The organism is Bacillota bacterium (genome assembly GCA_012518215.1).
GTDB lineage: Bacteria > Bacillota > Dethiobacteria > DTU022 > PWGO01 > JAAYSV01.
Map to the genome: position 1 here is coordinate 1 of JAAYSV010000003.1, position 16299 is coordinate 16299.

Genomic DNA, 16299 nt, shown 5'->3' on the forward strand with positions numbered 1-16299 from the left:
CTTTTCCCCGTACGGATATGTTGGCGTCAGCGACATAGAGTGAATGGTTGCCATAGCCGGTGAAGGCGAGGAAGCGAAACGGGACTGCCGACGTGATGTGACAGTGTATTACCTGTCATTCTGAGGGAGCCCTTTTTTTTGGGGCGACCGAAGAATCCCCTAGTCGACTCCACATTCCCTGAACCGTTCTTTATGCTATGGCCCATGAACGGCCCAGTCGCCAAGCCAACATATAAAAAAAAGAAGGGGTTAAAGTCAGGCGGCCAATGAAACCTGCATCAATACCACTTACTCAGGGGAGAAGCTATTTCCTGGTTTTTATCTTTTCGCATACCCACAAAAGAGAGCTTCAGTTCCCGAAGAATCCCCTCCTCGATCACACCTTGCTTTCGCCATAACCTTCCCAATATATCGAGCAAGAAACACGGAACATCATAAAAAACCCAGAAGCCGGGCAAAGCATGCCCACAGGAAACAGGCGGCAAGCCCTGTTATCGTGGGCACCAGGAACGAGGCCACCGTCCAGCGCCAACTCTGCGTTTCTTTACGAATGGTCAACAAAGTGGTTCCGCAGGGGTAATGCATCAGGGTGAGCAGCATGACCGAAATTCCGGTAACCCATGTCCAACCGTGGGAGACAAAGAGTTCCCTCAGCCCTTCAAGGCTTTCCGGCTCGGCCAGGGTTCCCGTGGCGGCATAGCACATGACCAGGACGGGGATGATGAGTTCGTTGGCGGGAAAGGCCAGGATGAAAGCTACGAGGATAAACCCATCCAGGCCAAACAGTCTGGCAAAGGGGGTCAGAAGGAGAATTAGATGAGAAAGCAGAGTCATGCCACCGCTTTCAATGCTGGTCAGGCACCAGATGAGGAGACCGGCCGGAGCAGCCACGATTAGCGCTCTTCCCAGAACAAAAAGGGTGCGGTCAAGGATGGAACGGATTATTATTTGCCCCAACCGGGGTTTGCGGTAGGGGGGGAGTTCAAGGGTAAAGGAGGAGGGCAGGCCCTTGAGAATTGTCCGGGAAAGAATCTTCGATACTGTCAGGGTGATTATTATCCCCAGGACCACCGTGGCGACGATGGCCAGCACCGCCCCTGACTGACGGAGAATGCCCGCGCTGGCCGATCCGCCGATAAACAGGGTGGCGATAGCGATAAGAACAGGAAAACGGCCGTTGCAGGGAACAAAATTGTTGGTGATGATGGCGATAAGTTTCTCCCGGGGAGAATCTATGATGCGGCAGCCAATCACTGCCGCCGCATTGCAGCCAAATCCCATGCACATGGTCAACGCCTGTTTGCCGTGTGCGGCGGCCTTCCTGAAAAAGTTGTCAAGGTTGAAAGCAACCCGGGGCAGGTAACCCAGGTCCTCGAGCAGGGTGAAGAGGGGGAAGAAGATGGCCATGGGGGGTAGCATTACCGCCACCACCCAGGCGATCGTGCGGTAAACTCCCCGGAGCATCACATCCCCGAGCAGAAAGGGCAGCCCGCACCATGATAGGAGGGCTTCCAGTATTTTTTCCACTTTGAACAATAAAGTGGCCAGGAGGGCGGACGGATAATTGGCTCCGACAAGTGTGATCCAGAATATTGCCGCAAGCAGGGCGAGCATGATGGGTATTCCAAATGTTTTTGAAGTCAAGAGGCGGTCGATACGCCGGTCGGTGCGGGTATAATGCTTGTCGGCAAAGGTAACCGAGTCCCGGCAAATATTTTCCGCCATCAGCACGATTCTTGATGCCAGGTGGTCACGGAATTGCTCGGGACCGATCCCGTTTTCGGTCAGATGGGCCATGGCTTTCTCCAACCCCTCACCCAGGTCACGGTCCGTATCGGCGTTCACTGTCCCCGTGTATTCATGGATGGCGCGTATCATTGAAGGGTCCCCTTCGATCAGTTTGAGTGAGGTCCATCGGCTGTCGAGCGGGGGGCGGCCTTCCAGCAGTTTTCGGACGCGGGGCTCGATCATGGCGACAGCTTCCTCGATGGGGTGGCTGTAACGTATATGCATGGGGTGCAAACCCGTCGTCGCGGTGCTTGCGACCCGGTGGACTGCTTTCATCAGTTTTTTCAATCCTTGCTTATCCCTGGCGTTGGTGGCTACGACGGGAATGTTCAGGGCAACAGAAAGTTTTTCCAGATCGATACTTATTTTTTTGCGGTTGGCCTCGTCGATAAGATTGACACAGAGAACGACCCTTCCGGTTATCTCCAGGGTTTGCAGAACAAGAATAAGGTTTCTTTCCAGGCAGGTGGCATCGGCAACGATGATCGTGGCCGCCGGTTGACCGAAACAGATGTAATCGCGGGCGACCTCCTCATCGCCCGAGGCGGATATGAGGGAATAGATGCCGGGAGTGTCCACCAGGGTACAGGTTTTACCTCCGTGGCGGCATTCTCCCGTGGCAACAAGAACGGTTTTGCCGGGCCAGTTGCCGGTATGCTGCCGGAGGCCGGTAAGACTGTTGAAGAGTGTGCTCTTGCCCACGTTTGGATTGCCGGCCAGGGCCACATCCGGGGTTTCAGTGCCGTCCGGCATCCATGTTTTTCCCGTCGGATATTTTCTCCGTGGAGATACAATTCCACCGGGTTTGTTTCTGAAACTGAAAAACATTTTCCACCGCCATTTTTTTCTTTTCAAGGTTGTAAAAATTGTAGCCTTGCAAAAAGGTATGATAAGATTGTGCCGGAGGCTGTCATTACCGCCTGACGGTTACATCGATATTCCTACCATGATCTGGGAGGCTACGTCTGCGCGGAGAGCAATCACTGCTCCCCGGATAAAGTATGCCGAAGGGTCACCGGAGGGGCTTCTCATCAGTAGTTCTATTTCTGTTCCATGGACAATCCCCAGATCCAGCATCCGGCGGCGGATTTTTCCGCGGCAATTCATTATTTTTACCCTGGCTTTCTCACCAGGTGGTAACTGATGCATGGGGAGCAAGGTGTATTTCATTGAAAAACCCCTCTTCCGGGATCAATAATTTGTGAAATATTTTATTTTTGCCACCCTAGCGGCGGGAAAACAAGTTTTCCTAAACCAATATATGGCCTTTTTTGACAAGTGTTACATCGCCGGTAGCAAACATCTCGCATTTTCACGGGGCAGGGCATTAAACGGGGTGTATCTTGAATATAGGTTAACAGGGGGAAATGTAATTGTCGGGGTATGGTTTATCCGGGTTGCGGAACTGATGGCCATGACCGGGGAGGACAGGGATGCCATATTTTGTTTCTGTCCATCAAGGGTAGATTGGAAGGGGCGGAATGAAGAAGAAAAAAAAGCGGGATTTTTATACCGTGCGAGGCTACGAACTTAAAGATCAGGAGGAGAAAACTTTGACCCCGGCGATGGAAGATTATCTGGAAATGATCTATCGTGGTATCCTCGAGCGGGATCATGTACGGATCAATGCTCTTGCAGAAAGATTGAATGTGAAACCGTCGTCGGCTTCCAGGATGGTGCAAAAACTTGCGGACATGGGTTTTTTAAAATATGAAAAATACGGTATTATTTTTCTGACCGAACAGGGAAGCAGGATCGGAGAATTCTTGTTGCAGCGCCATCGCATCATCGAAGAGTTCATGGCGGTGTTGAGCGATGAGGATAGTCTGTTGAAAGAGACGGAGATGATCGAACACCATGTGAGCCCGGCCACGTTGCAGAATATGCATATGTTGAATCTTTTTCTGAGAATGAACCCCGATGTAATCCGCCGTTTTAACAGCTTCAAACAGAGTCATGAACTTGCATGGAAAAAGAATGAATAATTCAGTTGCAATGTTGCTTTCTGCGGCACACTCGTTCTCTTTTCACCTGTTTTTCCGTTCCGCCCCTGCCCCGTGTCCCGTGGCACGGAAGATGTGTAGCCCACCCACGCTCATGACCGTTCCTTTACCCCGGCCGGTCCGGGGGGAAATGATGCCGCTATTGTTCAAAGATTTTTATCTTTCTTGCACGGGAAAACATCATATTTGTTGGGGGTAACAGGTGACCGCATCGCCATTATATGCTAAAATTGAATCGTTCGCATCGTGGGACAGGTTGGCTGACCGGTACGCGTTTGTATGAAGGAGGTCTGCTGTTTCATGGACAAGTATCTGGTTTCGATCGTGCGTTATGAAAAGCCTTATGAATCGGTACGTGAAGTGGTTTCAAGCTGCAAGGGCCTTGATCACATGCCTGCCAATGCCCGCGTTTTTATCAAGCCCAATATCGTGTTCTGGACGAAAGCCTGCGCCTTCCCCAAGTGGGGGGTCATCACCACCTCACGGATCATCGAGGATGTGGTCGTTCTTCTGAAGGAACATGGAATAGATCATATAACCATCGGCGAGGGGATCGTCGTTGATCGCAAGGATACGGAGACCCCCGAGCATGCATTCAACACTCTTGGGTACGAGAACCTCCGCCGGAAATACGGTGTAAAATATATCAATGTCATGACCCGCCCTTTCACATCGGTTGATCTGGGAGATGGCATCAACCTGAAATTCAACGAGGATATCATCAATAGCGATTTCGTGGTCAGTGTCCCGGTGTTGAAGTCCCACAACCAGACCGTGGTCAGCCTGGGGATCAAGAACCTGAAAGGAACCATCGATATCTCTTCCCGGAAAAAATGCCACAGCGCCGATCCGCAAAAAGATCTTCACTTCCATGTTTCCCGGTTGGCCGATCGGATGCCGCCCATGCTCACCGTGATCGACGGGATCTATTCGCTGGAAAGGGGGCCTTCCTTTGACGGTAGGATGAGGCGGAGCAATCTTCTGGTAGCTTCCCCCGATCCTCTTTCCGCCGATCTGGTGGGAGCCAGGCTGCTGGGCCATGAACCGGGGAAGGTTCCATATCTGGCACTGGCAGCACGGAACAGAGGAAGAGCCACTGATCTATCAGATATCGATGTGGTGGGGGAAAGTGTGGAGGAAGTTTCCTCGTATCATCCCCACGATTTTGAGTATGTCAAGAATGAAGAGGGGGAGATGCCTGCTGCCCTGGCGCGTCAGGGGATCTCGGGTCTTTTTTATCGCAAGTTCGATCTGACCATGTGCACTTACTGTTCTGCCTACAACGGGCTGGTTCTCAATGCTATCCGCTATGCATGGAAGGGGGAACCCTGGAAGAAGATCGAAGTTTTGACCGGTAAATCCATGGAGCCGTCCGAGGGTATGGGGGCGACCATCCTGCTGGGCCAGTGCATGTACAACGCTCACAAGGATAATCCGAAAATCAACCGCATGATAGCTGTCAAGGGCTGTCCCCCAGCGGCCGAGGATGTACTGGCGGCACTGCACGAGGCGGGGATAGATGCCGATCCGTTCCTCTTTGAACAGATCGATACCCTGCCCGGGCTTTTCATGGCTCGCTATGATGATAAACCGGAGTTTGACGAGTCATTTTTCCGGGTCGAGGAGTAGCGGTGCGGTTCCGAAGGCACTATATTTCCCAAAACATATAATACCAGAAACAGTATTTTTGAGGAGGATTCATCATGGAGAAAATTGGAAACAACACCGATTATTTTATCAGACTGGAGGATCAGTACGGTGCCCGCAATTATATGCCACTGGACGTGGTCATCAACAGGGGCAAGGGTATCTGGGTCTATGATGTCGAGGGGCGCAAATATCTCGATTGCCTGGCGGCATATTCGGCGCTCAACCAGGGGCATTGCCATCCACGAATCAAAAAGGCGATGATCGATCAACTGGAAAAGCTGACCATTACTTCTCGTGCATTCCGCAATGACCAGCTGCCCCTCTTTTACAAAGAAATTTGTGAGATGACCCGTTCTCACAAGGTTCTGCCCATGAACAGCGGCGCCGAGGCGGTTGAAACGGTAATCAAGGCGGTGAGGAAGTGGGGGTACCGGGAAAAAGGCATCCCCGACGGCAAGGCGGAGGTTATCGTTGCCGAAAACAATTTCCACGGGCGTACCCTGGCTATCGTCGGCTTCAGCACCGAGGAAAGCTATCGCGACGGATTCGGCCCCTTTGCCCCCGGTTTTGTAAGCATTCCTTTTGGTGACAGTGAAGCCCTGGAGAGGGCCATCACCCCGAATACGGTTGCGTTCCTTGTCGAACCGATCCAGGGAGAAGCCGGGGTAATCATACCTCCCGATGGGTATTTGAAGGAAGTGAGGGAGATCTGTGACCGGCACGGAATTGCCCTCGTCCTGGACGAGATACAGACCGGGCTGGGCAGGACAGGAAAGATGCTGGCCGAGGAACACGAGGGGATCGAGGCTGATGCCACCCTGATCGGCAAGGCACTTTCGGGCGGTTTTTATCCGGTTTCAGCTGTCCTCTCCAACAATGATATTCTGGGTGTTTTTCTCCCCGGGGATCACGGCAGCACTTTCGGGGGCAACCCACTGGCCTGCGCCGTGGCCCGTGAGGCGCTCCGGGTGATCATCGAGGAATGCCTCATAGAAAATGCGGCGGCCATCGGCGATTACTTCATGCGTTGCCTGCGAGGGATGAACAGCCCCCGGATCAAGGAGATAAGGGGGCGGGGACTGCTCATCGCCCTCGAGATCGAGAAAGATAGGGGCAATGCTCGCCAACTCTGTGTAGCTTTGAAGGAGAAGGGTATTCTATGCAAGGAGACCCATGATAACGTCATCCGCTTTGCCCCCCCGCTGATCATCAAAAAAGAGGAGATAGATTGGGCCATGGAAAGAATCGAGGCGGTGATGTGTCAGGATGCTCCCTGATCATCCCTGTAAAATAAACAGCGACAAGGAGAGATCTTTATAAAATGGCAGTATCGAGACCGATGCTCAAACCGCGCAACCCGCGTTTTTCTTCCGGCCCCTGTCCCAAATTTCCCGGCTACAGCCTGGAAAAGCTGGACAGGAGCCTTCTGGGCAGGTCGCACCGCAGTGTCCCGGGGAAAGCGCGGCTACACAAATCAATCGAAAAAACAAAGGAAATTCTGGGTATTCCCGCCGGCTATCTTCTCGGAATAGTTCCCGCCTCGGACACGGGTGCGATGGAGATGGCACTGTGGAACCTTCTGGGAGAAAGGCCGGTGGATGTGATATGCTTCGAGGCTTTTGGCATGAATTGGGCCAGGGATATAGAGAAACAGTTGCAGCTTGACGGGGTTCGTATCTACTCTGCAGATTACGGTTTTTTACCCGAGCTGGGCGATGTCGACTTCGATCACGACGTGGTTTTTACCTGGAATGGAACGACCAGCGGCGTGAAAATTCCAAACGGTGATTTCATAGCGGAAACGCGCGAAGGTTTGACCATCTGTGATGCGACCTCTGCCGTTTTTGCCATGGAGATTCCCTGGGAGAAACTTGATGTCGTGACCTTCTCATGGCAGAAAGTGCTGGGAGGCGAAGCTGCTCACGGCATGCTGGTGCTTTCCCCCCATGCGGTAAACCGTATCGAGGGATATACACCGCCATGGCCCATGCCGCGTATTTTCCAGCTCAAAGAAGGAGGAAAGCTGGCTGCGGAAATTTTCGAGGGATCCACGATCAATACCCCCTCCATGCTCTGCAACGAGGATTATCTGGCTGCCCTCGGATGGACGGAATCCATCGGCGGACTGCCGGCCCTGATAAAGCGCAGCCAGGACAATTTGCAGGTCGTGGAAGAGTTCGTGGCAGTTCATCCCTGGGTTGATTTCCTGGTTTCCGATCCGGCGATAAGGTCAAACACCAGTGTCTGCTTGAAACTGGACTTGCCCAGGGAGAAAGTCAAGCAGCTGGTGAAATTGTTGGAAAAAGAAGATGTTGCGTTTGACATCGCTTCATACCGGAAAGCCCCGCCGGGGTTGCGTTTCTGGTGCGGTGCCACCGTGGAGAAAGAGGATCTTGAGATTGTTATGCAGTGGCTGGAGTGGGCTTACGAACAGGTAAGACATGAGTAAAACTGGCAGGAAGATTCCGCCCCATTATAGAATAAAATGTAAGAGGACTTCCAAACAAGGGAGATTATGTCAATGGAAAAAAGAATGGCGATGATCAATCTTGGAGAGGACGGGGGATCCGCACGGGCGGAATACGTCCGGAGTCTGGCAGTTTCCCTGGCGCGACAGGGACGTCGAAAGGTCGACATCTTTACCGGAAACCATGGCAAAGAGAAGAAGGTGGAACAGGTAAATGAAGATGTACAAATTGTTTATTTACCTGCGCCGCCCTGGACCGAGGATACGGAGGATCTGTTGCCGGTGCTGGATTCGGTTGCCGATGGGATTCTCGGCTACATTCATGAGCGGGAAATAGACTATGAATTCTTTCATTCTCATGGCTGGGAAGCAGGATATGCAGCCATTAAAATTGTGGAACGGTCAGGCTCCTGGTTCATGCATACGCCCCATTCCCTTGCCCTGCAGGGGGGCGATGGGGGAGACTTTCCGGAACTGGATTCCGAGCGGCGACATCAGAGAAAACTTGTCGAGCTGGAAAAGAATATTTTCAAGAAAGCCCGTGGAATCATAGCCTTGAAAAACACGGAACGGGCCGATTACCGGGACTCCTACAGATATGAAGGGGAGAACGTCGCCGTGATCCCCCCGGGTGTGGATACCGGCATCTTCTTTCCGGCATTGAAAGGGGAAGAGAAAGATGATGTCGGTTTGCCAGAGCGTTATGTTCTGACCATGGCTCGCAACAACCTTCATCATGGTCTGGACAGGCTCATTCATGTTTTTGCCGCGTTGGCCGGAAAACACCCCCATCTCTTTCTGATCATCGGTACATACGGAAAGACCACCGACCGCCGGGATGCACTCCAGAAAGATAAACTGGCGAAAATCGCCCAGGATTACGGTCTGGAAGAACGTATCATGTTCCCCCGGATTACCGACCGGGAACTGCTTGTTTCCTATTACCGCCGCGCCGGAGCATATATCGATCTTACCCTTTCGGGGCGCCACGACCCGGCGTTGATGGAAGCCATGGCCTGCGGAGCCCCGGTGGTAGTTTCGGCGGCATCCCCCGCAAGAGTCTTTCTGAGCAACAACCGGGATGCCCTGATTGTCAATCCCAGGAGCAATGATGATATACGGCTGGCCGTTGAAAGAATATTGGGCACGGAGCCCCTTCGCCGTAGCCTGGCTCTCAATGCTGTGAAGACGGTCGGTGAAAAGTTTTCGTGGGCGGCGGTGGCGAAGGAGCATCTGAACCTTGCAATGGACGGCCTGGTCTGGATCAAGGATGGGAAGATAGGGGTATTGAGCCCCTACGGCCTGGGGGATCCGGCTAGCCTGGAGCCTTGCGAGGGAGTGGAAGTGATCATCAACGGCGAACTGGTCGAGCGCGGGAAAAATGTGTATGCAGAGGACGGGATCGTTCTCAAACCTGTTGATGAAACAGTGCCGGCCCGGATAGATCTTTCCATCGCCAGGGATGAATTGAGCGCCGAGGTGGAGGCTGCTCCCCAGATGCGGATCACCTACACACTGCTGGACCAGAAACCATCCAACCATCTGAAGCTTCAGGCGGAGCGGACGGAGAAGGTTCACCGCAGGGTTCTGAGAGAAGAGATCCTGGCTGTCCTGAAAGAAAATGGGGTTGTTTACGGCATTGATGGCGAGGCCCTGGAGGAACTCTCCGCTTCGGACATCCCCTTGAACAAGGTTGTTGCCCGGGGAGACCCGGTGCAGAACGGGGTAGATGGGTATGTGGAATATCTGGTCTCCACCGAGAAAGAAAAGGTGGTCTACGACGAGGAAGTGGCCAGGGTAAATTATCGTGAACGCTACATTATCCCCCAGGTGAACGAAGGCGATTTCCTGGGGGTCATTCATCCCCCGGTGGAAGGGGAGGCCGGCCGTAGTGTCAGGGGCCATGAACTGCCTCCTCCGCCGGTGAAGGAAGCCAGCGTTATCTGCCGGGACGGTGTTGCCTTGAATGAGGATCGGACCATGGTGATCGCGGAGGCAAAAGGGCGGCCCGTGATCAGGAAAGGACGCGAGGCGGCCTTCAAGATCGATCCATATTATGTCCATTACGGCAATGTGAGCATGAATACGGGAAATGTCAGTTTCAAGGGGCATCTCAGGGTCGAAGGTTTTGTTGACGAGGGCATGGGTGTCAGTGCCGATGGGGATCTCCATATCACCGAGAACACCACCGGGGCATACATTTCCGCGGGCGGCAACGTGAACATTGGCGGCAACTGCATCAATAGCGATGTCATGGCCGGGGGGTTGTCGCTGCTCTGCCGGGAATTGCGAGAGAATCTGAATTTCCTGAAGACATCCATGGGGGCTGCCGTGGAAAACTACAAACAGATCGTGGAAGTCATGACCGAAAAACGCAAGCTCTACACCGGCGATTTTCCCCGGATATTGAACCGTATTTTGCAGGTAAAATTTCCCGAGGTATTCGATCTGGCAGAAAGAATCGAGAAGCTGCTTCTGGAGAGAACCCGGTTTCCCATCCCCGACACGGCGGCCAGAATACTGAATGAACTGATCTTATTTTTCCTGAAAGAGGGGTTGTTGGAGGCCAGGGATGAGCAGTCCCTGAAAAGGGTTCATCGCCTGATCAGTGAAGCCATCAACATCCTTGCTCCGCTGGCAGCTAAAAAACAAGATATCATCGGACGTTATGCACAGAATAGCAAGCTGGAATGCACCGGCGACATCATTATTGATGGTCCCGGGGTTTACAATTCCACTTTTGAATGTGGCGGGAAGGTGATCGTGCAGCGATTATTCCGCGGTGGTCATATCAAGGCCGGCGGGGATATTTTCGTCGGGGAACTGGGCAGCCCGGGAACGTCGATTGCACAGGGGCTGGTGCAGGTCCCGGACGGGAACGCGATCAAACTGGGGAAGGTATATGAAGGTACAAGGATAAAGATTGGAGATAGCGCCTTCATGCTCGCTTCCACATACAACAGAGTTATCATCCATTATGACGAAGCGGAGAACAAAGTAAAGGTATCATACTGGTAGGAACGTTTTTCCATGAATGCTCTCTGATGGAAGAGGTCTGGCATTCGCCGTGGCCGACGACGAAGTTATTGTAAAATGGGGAATACACCAGGGCCATTGAAGACGAGACAATTGGTCAGCAACAATCAACATTCTTGATCTGCATTATCTCATCACAGCGACTATCCCTTCAACATTATCAGAACACAGATATCATGAATTATCTATGTGCAATCACATCAGATAGAACAATTGCAATCGTTGTCCATGTGAACAAAAGTGTCGATTGACTTCATGAATATAATTTAATATCATGGACGGGATGAGTTGGCAAGTGTGATTGAATGTCACAATATGTGTTAGATTGGTGCAGTGGAAAAACCATAAACAAGGAGTGAATTGCTATCGGCCGTGATACGGGTGAAATGGAGGTTGCTACGGGGCTGGGACTTGATGTCGGAGTCTTTGCCGTTAAAAGTGTGTTATGGGATGAAGAGAGCGGAAAAATAATCAAAAAATTGTATATACCCACCGCCGGCGACCCTGCTGCGGCAGCACGAGAATCGTTGGAACGCATGTTGGATGAAATGGAGCCGGGGGAGGTAAAGATAGGGGTAACAGGCAACAATGCGAACTTGATTGCTGACAACATGAACATAAAACCGATCCTCGAAGTGAAAGCTCTGCAGGCAGGGCTTCATGCGCGGAAAATCAAGGCCAGATCCGTGCTGGCATTGGGCCACGAGAATATGTACTACCTTGAACTCGGGCCGGAGGACACCGTTACTTTCTTCAACCGCAACGGGCAATGTGCCGCGGGAAGCGGTTCATTCTGGTACCAGCAGGCTACACGGATGGGCTACAATGATCGGGAACTGGCGGAGGTGGCATTGCAATCGGGGACGGCGGTGAAGATTTCGGGCCGTTGCGCTGTCTTTGCCAAATCGGATATGACCCATGCCATCAACGAAGGAGCTTCACAGGCGGCGGTGGCTGCCGGGATGGCGAAAGCGTTGGTGGATCTGGTGGTAGCGGGGGTAGCCCAGAACCGGATCACCGGGCCCGGAACCCTGGTCGTGGTAGGGGGCGTGGCCAACAATCCTGCGATCATCAAGTGCCTGGAAGAATACTGCCAGGAGCGTGATGTGCAGATTGAAGTTCCACCCGACCATGAGTATGTCAATGCTATCGGGGCAGCCGTAGGTGGGACGGTGTTGCCGTTGTCGGCAATAAATCCGGGGCTTCGGGGGCTGGAAATTTACACTCCCGAAAATCCGCTTCCTGCCCTTGATCCCGGGAAGGTTTTCTACGGAAGTGACGCGGAGGCAGAGGAATCCTTTGATCTCTCCACCGTCTATCTGGGGGTGGATTGTGGCTCGGTATCTACCAAATGTGCCCTGATTGACGGCAGCGGGCGTTTTGTCGGCGGGATCTATCTGCCCACTGCCGGGCGTCCCGCACTCCAGGTGCTGGAACTGATGAAGGAACTCGACCAGCAGTACGGCGGCCTTCTGAAGGAAGATACGGTACTGGTGTCCTGCACTACCGGGTCGGGGCGTTTCCTGGCCCAGAAAATTCTTGATGCCGATTATGCCGTGGACGAGATCACCTGCCAGGCGGAGGGGGTGAAATCGCTTTACGACGATCATACCCTCTCCATCATCGAGATCGGAGGCGAGGATTCCAAGTTCGTGCAGATCAAGGACGGCCTCCTGAGCGACTACAACATGAATCCGGTGTGCGCCGCGGGCACGGGAACCTTTCTGGAGAACCTGGCCGAGTTGCTAGGTGTAAGTATCAAGGAAGAGTTTTCCCGGAAAGCATTTCAAGCAGATTTCGCCATCGATCTGGGGGATACCTGCACGCTTCTTTCCCAGACAACGTTGGTTTCGGCAGCCGCCAGGGGGCTGCCCCTGGAGGCCCAGTTGGCCAGCCTGGCCTACTCTTCGGCCTGCAATTATCTGAGCAAAACCGTGGAAAACAGGATGATCGAGGGAAGACTGATCTTCACGGGAGCGACGGCCAAGAACCACGCCCTGGCTGCTGCATTTGCAGAGAAGTGCGAGAAAGAAGTCTTCGTTCCCCCGCGTCCGGAGTTGACCGGGGCACTGGGAGCGGCACTGGTTGCCAGGTCATTTTATATCGAGGAAGGAATGCCTGCCAGGCCACCTCATACATTGAAGCATCTCAATGATTACACGTTGGAAAAGAGGCCTTGTCGGGCTTCATGCCCCCATGAACATAACTGCCGCCTGGACATAATCAGGTTCAAGGATGGTTCCAAATTTATCTACGGCGACCGTTGCGGGCGTTATTCCGAGCTGGAGCGTAAAAAGGGAAGTGTCGATTTTCCCGATTACCTGAAAATCAGGGAGAAAATATTTTACGAGAGTGCCGGCCAACCCCTGTCGGAGGGCGTGGAGGTGGGCATTGCCTGCAGCGGACTTTTCCATGAACTATATCCGTTCTGGGCGGCTTTCTTCCGCACCCTGGGAGCCAGGGTTGTCCTGAGCGGCCGATCGGGTGAAGAGTTGCTGGAACATGGCAAGAATAGCCTGGCGGCGGATATGTGTTACCCGGTCGAGGTGTTGGTTGGCCATTATCATCAACTGGTCAAGGATGATCCCGATTTTATCTTCATCCCGGAGATTGTCGATCTTGAACCCCTACCCTGGGCCGGGACATGGCCGCGTCAACTGGCCTGTCCCTTGCTGATGATGGTCCGGGGCTATACCGTGCATTCCCTGAAGATCGCGGATGAAAAGGTATTGCATGCACAGCTCAATTTCCGCGCCGGTTCTGCACATATAGCCGCACAGCTGAGGCCCCTGGCCGCCAAATTGCTTGGAAACAGATATTCTCCCTCACTTTTTCGGCGTGCACTCAAGGACGCTTACAAGGCCCAGGGAAATTTTCAGCGGCTGATCGAATTGGAAGCATGCCAGGTCATCGAAGGGCTTCGGGAGAAACCGGAACTGGTGGTGGCTCTTACTCTGGGACGCTCCTACACCCTCTATGACACATTTGTATCCAAGGATCTGATGTCACATGCAGCCAAACGGGGGCTGATCGCCTTGCCGCAAGATTTTCTCCTTGAATATCTGCGTGGATGGTACGAAGGCAGGATTCGTTCATCTTTCCTCGAGCCTCTCCGCGCTGATTTCCGGCGCTATCTGAAGGAGAAGATCGGGGATATGGACAACATCTATGCAGCCCAGGCCCAGAGCATGATTTCAGGGGCCCTGGCAGCGCAATTTTTGAATGAACATGCGGCGAAAACGGGCCTACCCCAGTTTCATCTGGTGCTGCAGGATCCTTTCCGGTGCGGGCCCAACTCCATGCTTCGCCATTTCCTGGACAACATCGGTGGATACCTGCGCCTCACCCTGGATGAACATACTGCCCCGGCGGGGATGATCACCCGCCTGGAAGCTTTCAAGAATACCTGCCGTTCGCGCAAAAAAAGTGTCAGCGTTCCTTTTTACTCGCCCCGGACAACCCCGGCCAATGACCGCAGCTGGAAGAAGATCTTGATTCCCAACCCTTCCCGTCATTCGGGGGTTTTTGCTGCCCTCTTCAAAAATTATGGGCTGGAGACAGCGGATCTTTTGCGCAGTGAAGACCGGGATCTGACCCTGGCCCGGCGCTACACCAACGGTGATGAATGCCTGCCGTTCATCCAGAACATGCAGGACTACCTTGAATACGCGCAAAACAATCCCGGCGAGATCGAAGAAGATGACCTCGTTTTATTCCAGGGTTGGGCTTGCGGGCCTTGCCGCTACGGGCTGTATGCCTCGGCACAATCCATGCTCATGGACCGCGCCGGGTATGGCCCCCGCAAGGTTTGTGCGGTGAAGACTAACGAGCTCATCGGCAGGTTTGGCCCTGCCTTCGTGGTGGCTGTTTATGATGGCATGTTGGCCATTGACCTGCTCTACAAGATGGCACATGTCACACGGCCCTATGAACTTGAAGCCGGTACAACTGATGCTCTCTTCAACGAATATGTGGAAAAAGTTTATGCCATCCTGCGCACCCATCGTTTCAATTTGTTTCAGCTGCTCGGTGGGAGTCACCTTGCCCCCCTGGAGAAGGTGATTGCGGAGGCAGCATCACGTTTTGCAGCCATTCCCCGCAACAATGGTGATCCCCGCCCGCGCATTCTGATTTCCGGGGAATTCTATGTGCGTATCGATGACCGCAATAACCAGGACATCATCAGGCGGGTCGAGGCTGCCGGGGGGGAAGTTTATTTTGCTCCGGCGACCGAATTTTTCATCTACACGACTTACACCAACTACCGCAAAGCCAAGTTGGATCACTCACTGGTTGGCGGCCCCTTCCGCTATTTCAACAAGTTGGGCTACAAGGGTATTCACTGGCTGGCCTTGCGTGACGAGCATCTTCTGGATCAGGCAGCGGCTTCGTTGCTCCATGGGCTGGAGGAGCCTTCGCCCCGGGAAATAAGAATGAAATCAACCAAATATATTCCGGAACATACCGCCGGGGAACCGCCGATGACCATGGGAAGAACGGCGGCACTGGCCGGTAGGGAGAGGGTGGCCGGGGCAATTTTTGTGGGTCCATTCACCTGCATGCCGGCCTCTACCTGCGAGGCACAACAGGGATTTCTGAGCGAGGAGATCGGCATACCCATCATCTCTGTTTATTATGATGGGCGGGACAATGCCAACCGCGACGAATTTATCAACAGCCTTGTCTTCCAGGCTCAGCAGAATATGATGTCAAGGGGAGTGTAAACCGAGGGCCATTTCTCCATGTTGCTGTCGCCAACATATCGGTACGGTGGAAAGATAAAATCCAGGAACCAGTTTATGCCGGTAGTGAGTGGTGTACGAGGAGGGGATTCTTCAGGAATTGAAGCCCTCTTTTTGTGGGTATGCGAAAAGATAAAAACCAGGAAATAGCTTCTCCCCCGAGTAAGTGGTATTGACATGGGTTCCATTGGCTGCCTGACTTTAACTCTTTCTTTTTTTATATGTTGGCTTGGCGACTTGGCCGTTCATGGGCCATAGCATAAAGAACGGTTCAGGGAGTGAGTGTGGTCAACCAGGGGATTCTTCGGTCGCCCCAAAAGCAGGGCTCCCTCAGAATGACAGGTACTACACTGTCACATCACGTCGGCAGTCCCGTTTCGCTTCCTCGCCTTCACCGGCTATGGCAACCATTCACTCTATGTCGCTGTCGCCAACATATCGGTACGGGGGAAAGAGAGAAGCCTAGGAACCAGTTTATAGCGATGGTAGGCTGTGTACGAGGAGGGGATTCTTCGGTCGCGGCAAATAACGCCGCTCCCTCAGAATGACAGGTTGTACCTTTTTTTTCTCTGGCAGTAGGGTTCCTCGGTCGCCTGCGGCGACCTCCCCCCCT

General features: G+C 53.2%; 8 protein-coding genes. 6 read left to right on the forward strand and 2 right to left on the reverse strand.

Annotation, left to right across the window (positions count from 1 at the left end):
- Positions 1-432: 432 nt before the first annotated feature.
- Both feoB and GX364_00070 read right to left on the reverse strand, forming a co-directional pair.
- Positions 433-2541 (reverse strand): ferrous iron transport protein B, encoded by a 2109-nt coding sequence (feoB, locus tag GX364_00065; protein NLI69247.1) that lies wholly within the window; start codon positions 2539-2541, stop codon positions 433-435.
- 174 nt (positions 2542-2715) lie between these two features.
- A complete protein-coding gene (locus GX364_00070; GenBank protein ID NLI69248.1) occupies positions 2716-2958 on the reverse strand; it encodes a ferrous iron transport protein A in 243 nt (80 codons plus the stop codon).
- Positions 2959-3269: 311 nt separating this feature from the next.
- Here GX364_00070 and GX364_00075 point away from each other — a divergent pair, with 311 nt between their 5' ends.
- The 6 genes from GX364_00075 to GX364_00100 all read left to right on the forward strand — a co-directional run bounded on the left by GX364_00075 (position 3270) and on the right by GX364_00100 (position 15668).
- Positions 3270-3773 (forward strand): helix-turn-helix domain-containing protein, encoded by a 504-nt coding sequence (locus GX364_00075; protein NLI69249.1) that lies wholly within the window; start codon positions 3270-3272, stop codon positions 3771-3773.
- Between the two features lie 318 nt (positions 3774-4091).
- Positions 4092-5420 (forward strand): DUF362 domain-containing protein, encoded by a 1329-nt coding sequence (locus GX364_00080; protein NLI69250.1) that lies wholly within the window; start codon positions 4092-4094, stop codon positions 5418-5420.
- A gap of 74 nt (positions 5421-5494) precedes the next feature.
- Entirely contained in the window at positions 5495-6718 is a 1224-nt protein-coding gene (locus GX364_00085) for an ornithine--oxo-acid transaminase (protein NLI69251.1), read from the forward strand.
- A 44-nt stretch (positions 6719-6762) separates the two neighbouring features.
- Positions 6763-7890, forward strand: coding sequence for a phosphoserine transaminase (locus GX364_00090; protein NLI69252.1), 1128 nt, complete (start codon positions 6763-6765; stop codon positions 7888-7890).
- Between the two features lie 72 nt (positions 7891-7962).
- The gene (locus GX364_00095; GenBank protein ID NLI69253.1) at positions 7963-10926 is read left to right on the forward strand and encodes a DUF342 domain-containing protein; all 2964 of its coding nucleotides are present in this window, start codon (positions 7963-7965) and stop codon (positions 10924-10926) included.
- Positions 10927-11330: 404 nt separating this feature from the next.
- Complete coding sequence (locus GX364_00100) at positions 11331-15668, forward strand: hypothetical protein (GenBank protein ID NLI69254.1); 4338 nt, start codon at positions 11331-11333, stop codon at positions 15666-15668.
- Positions 15669-16299 lie beyond the last annotated feature (631 nt).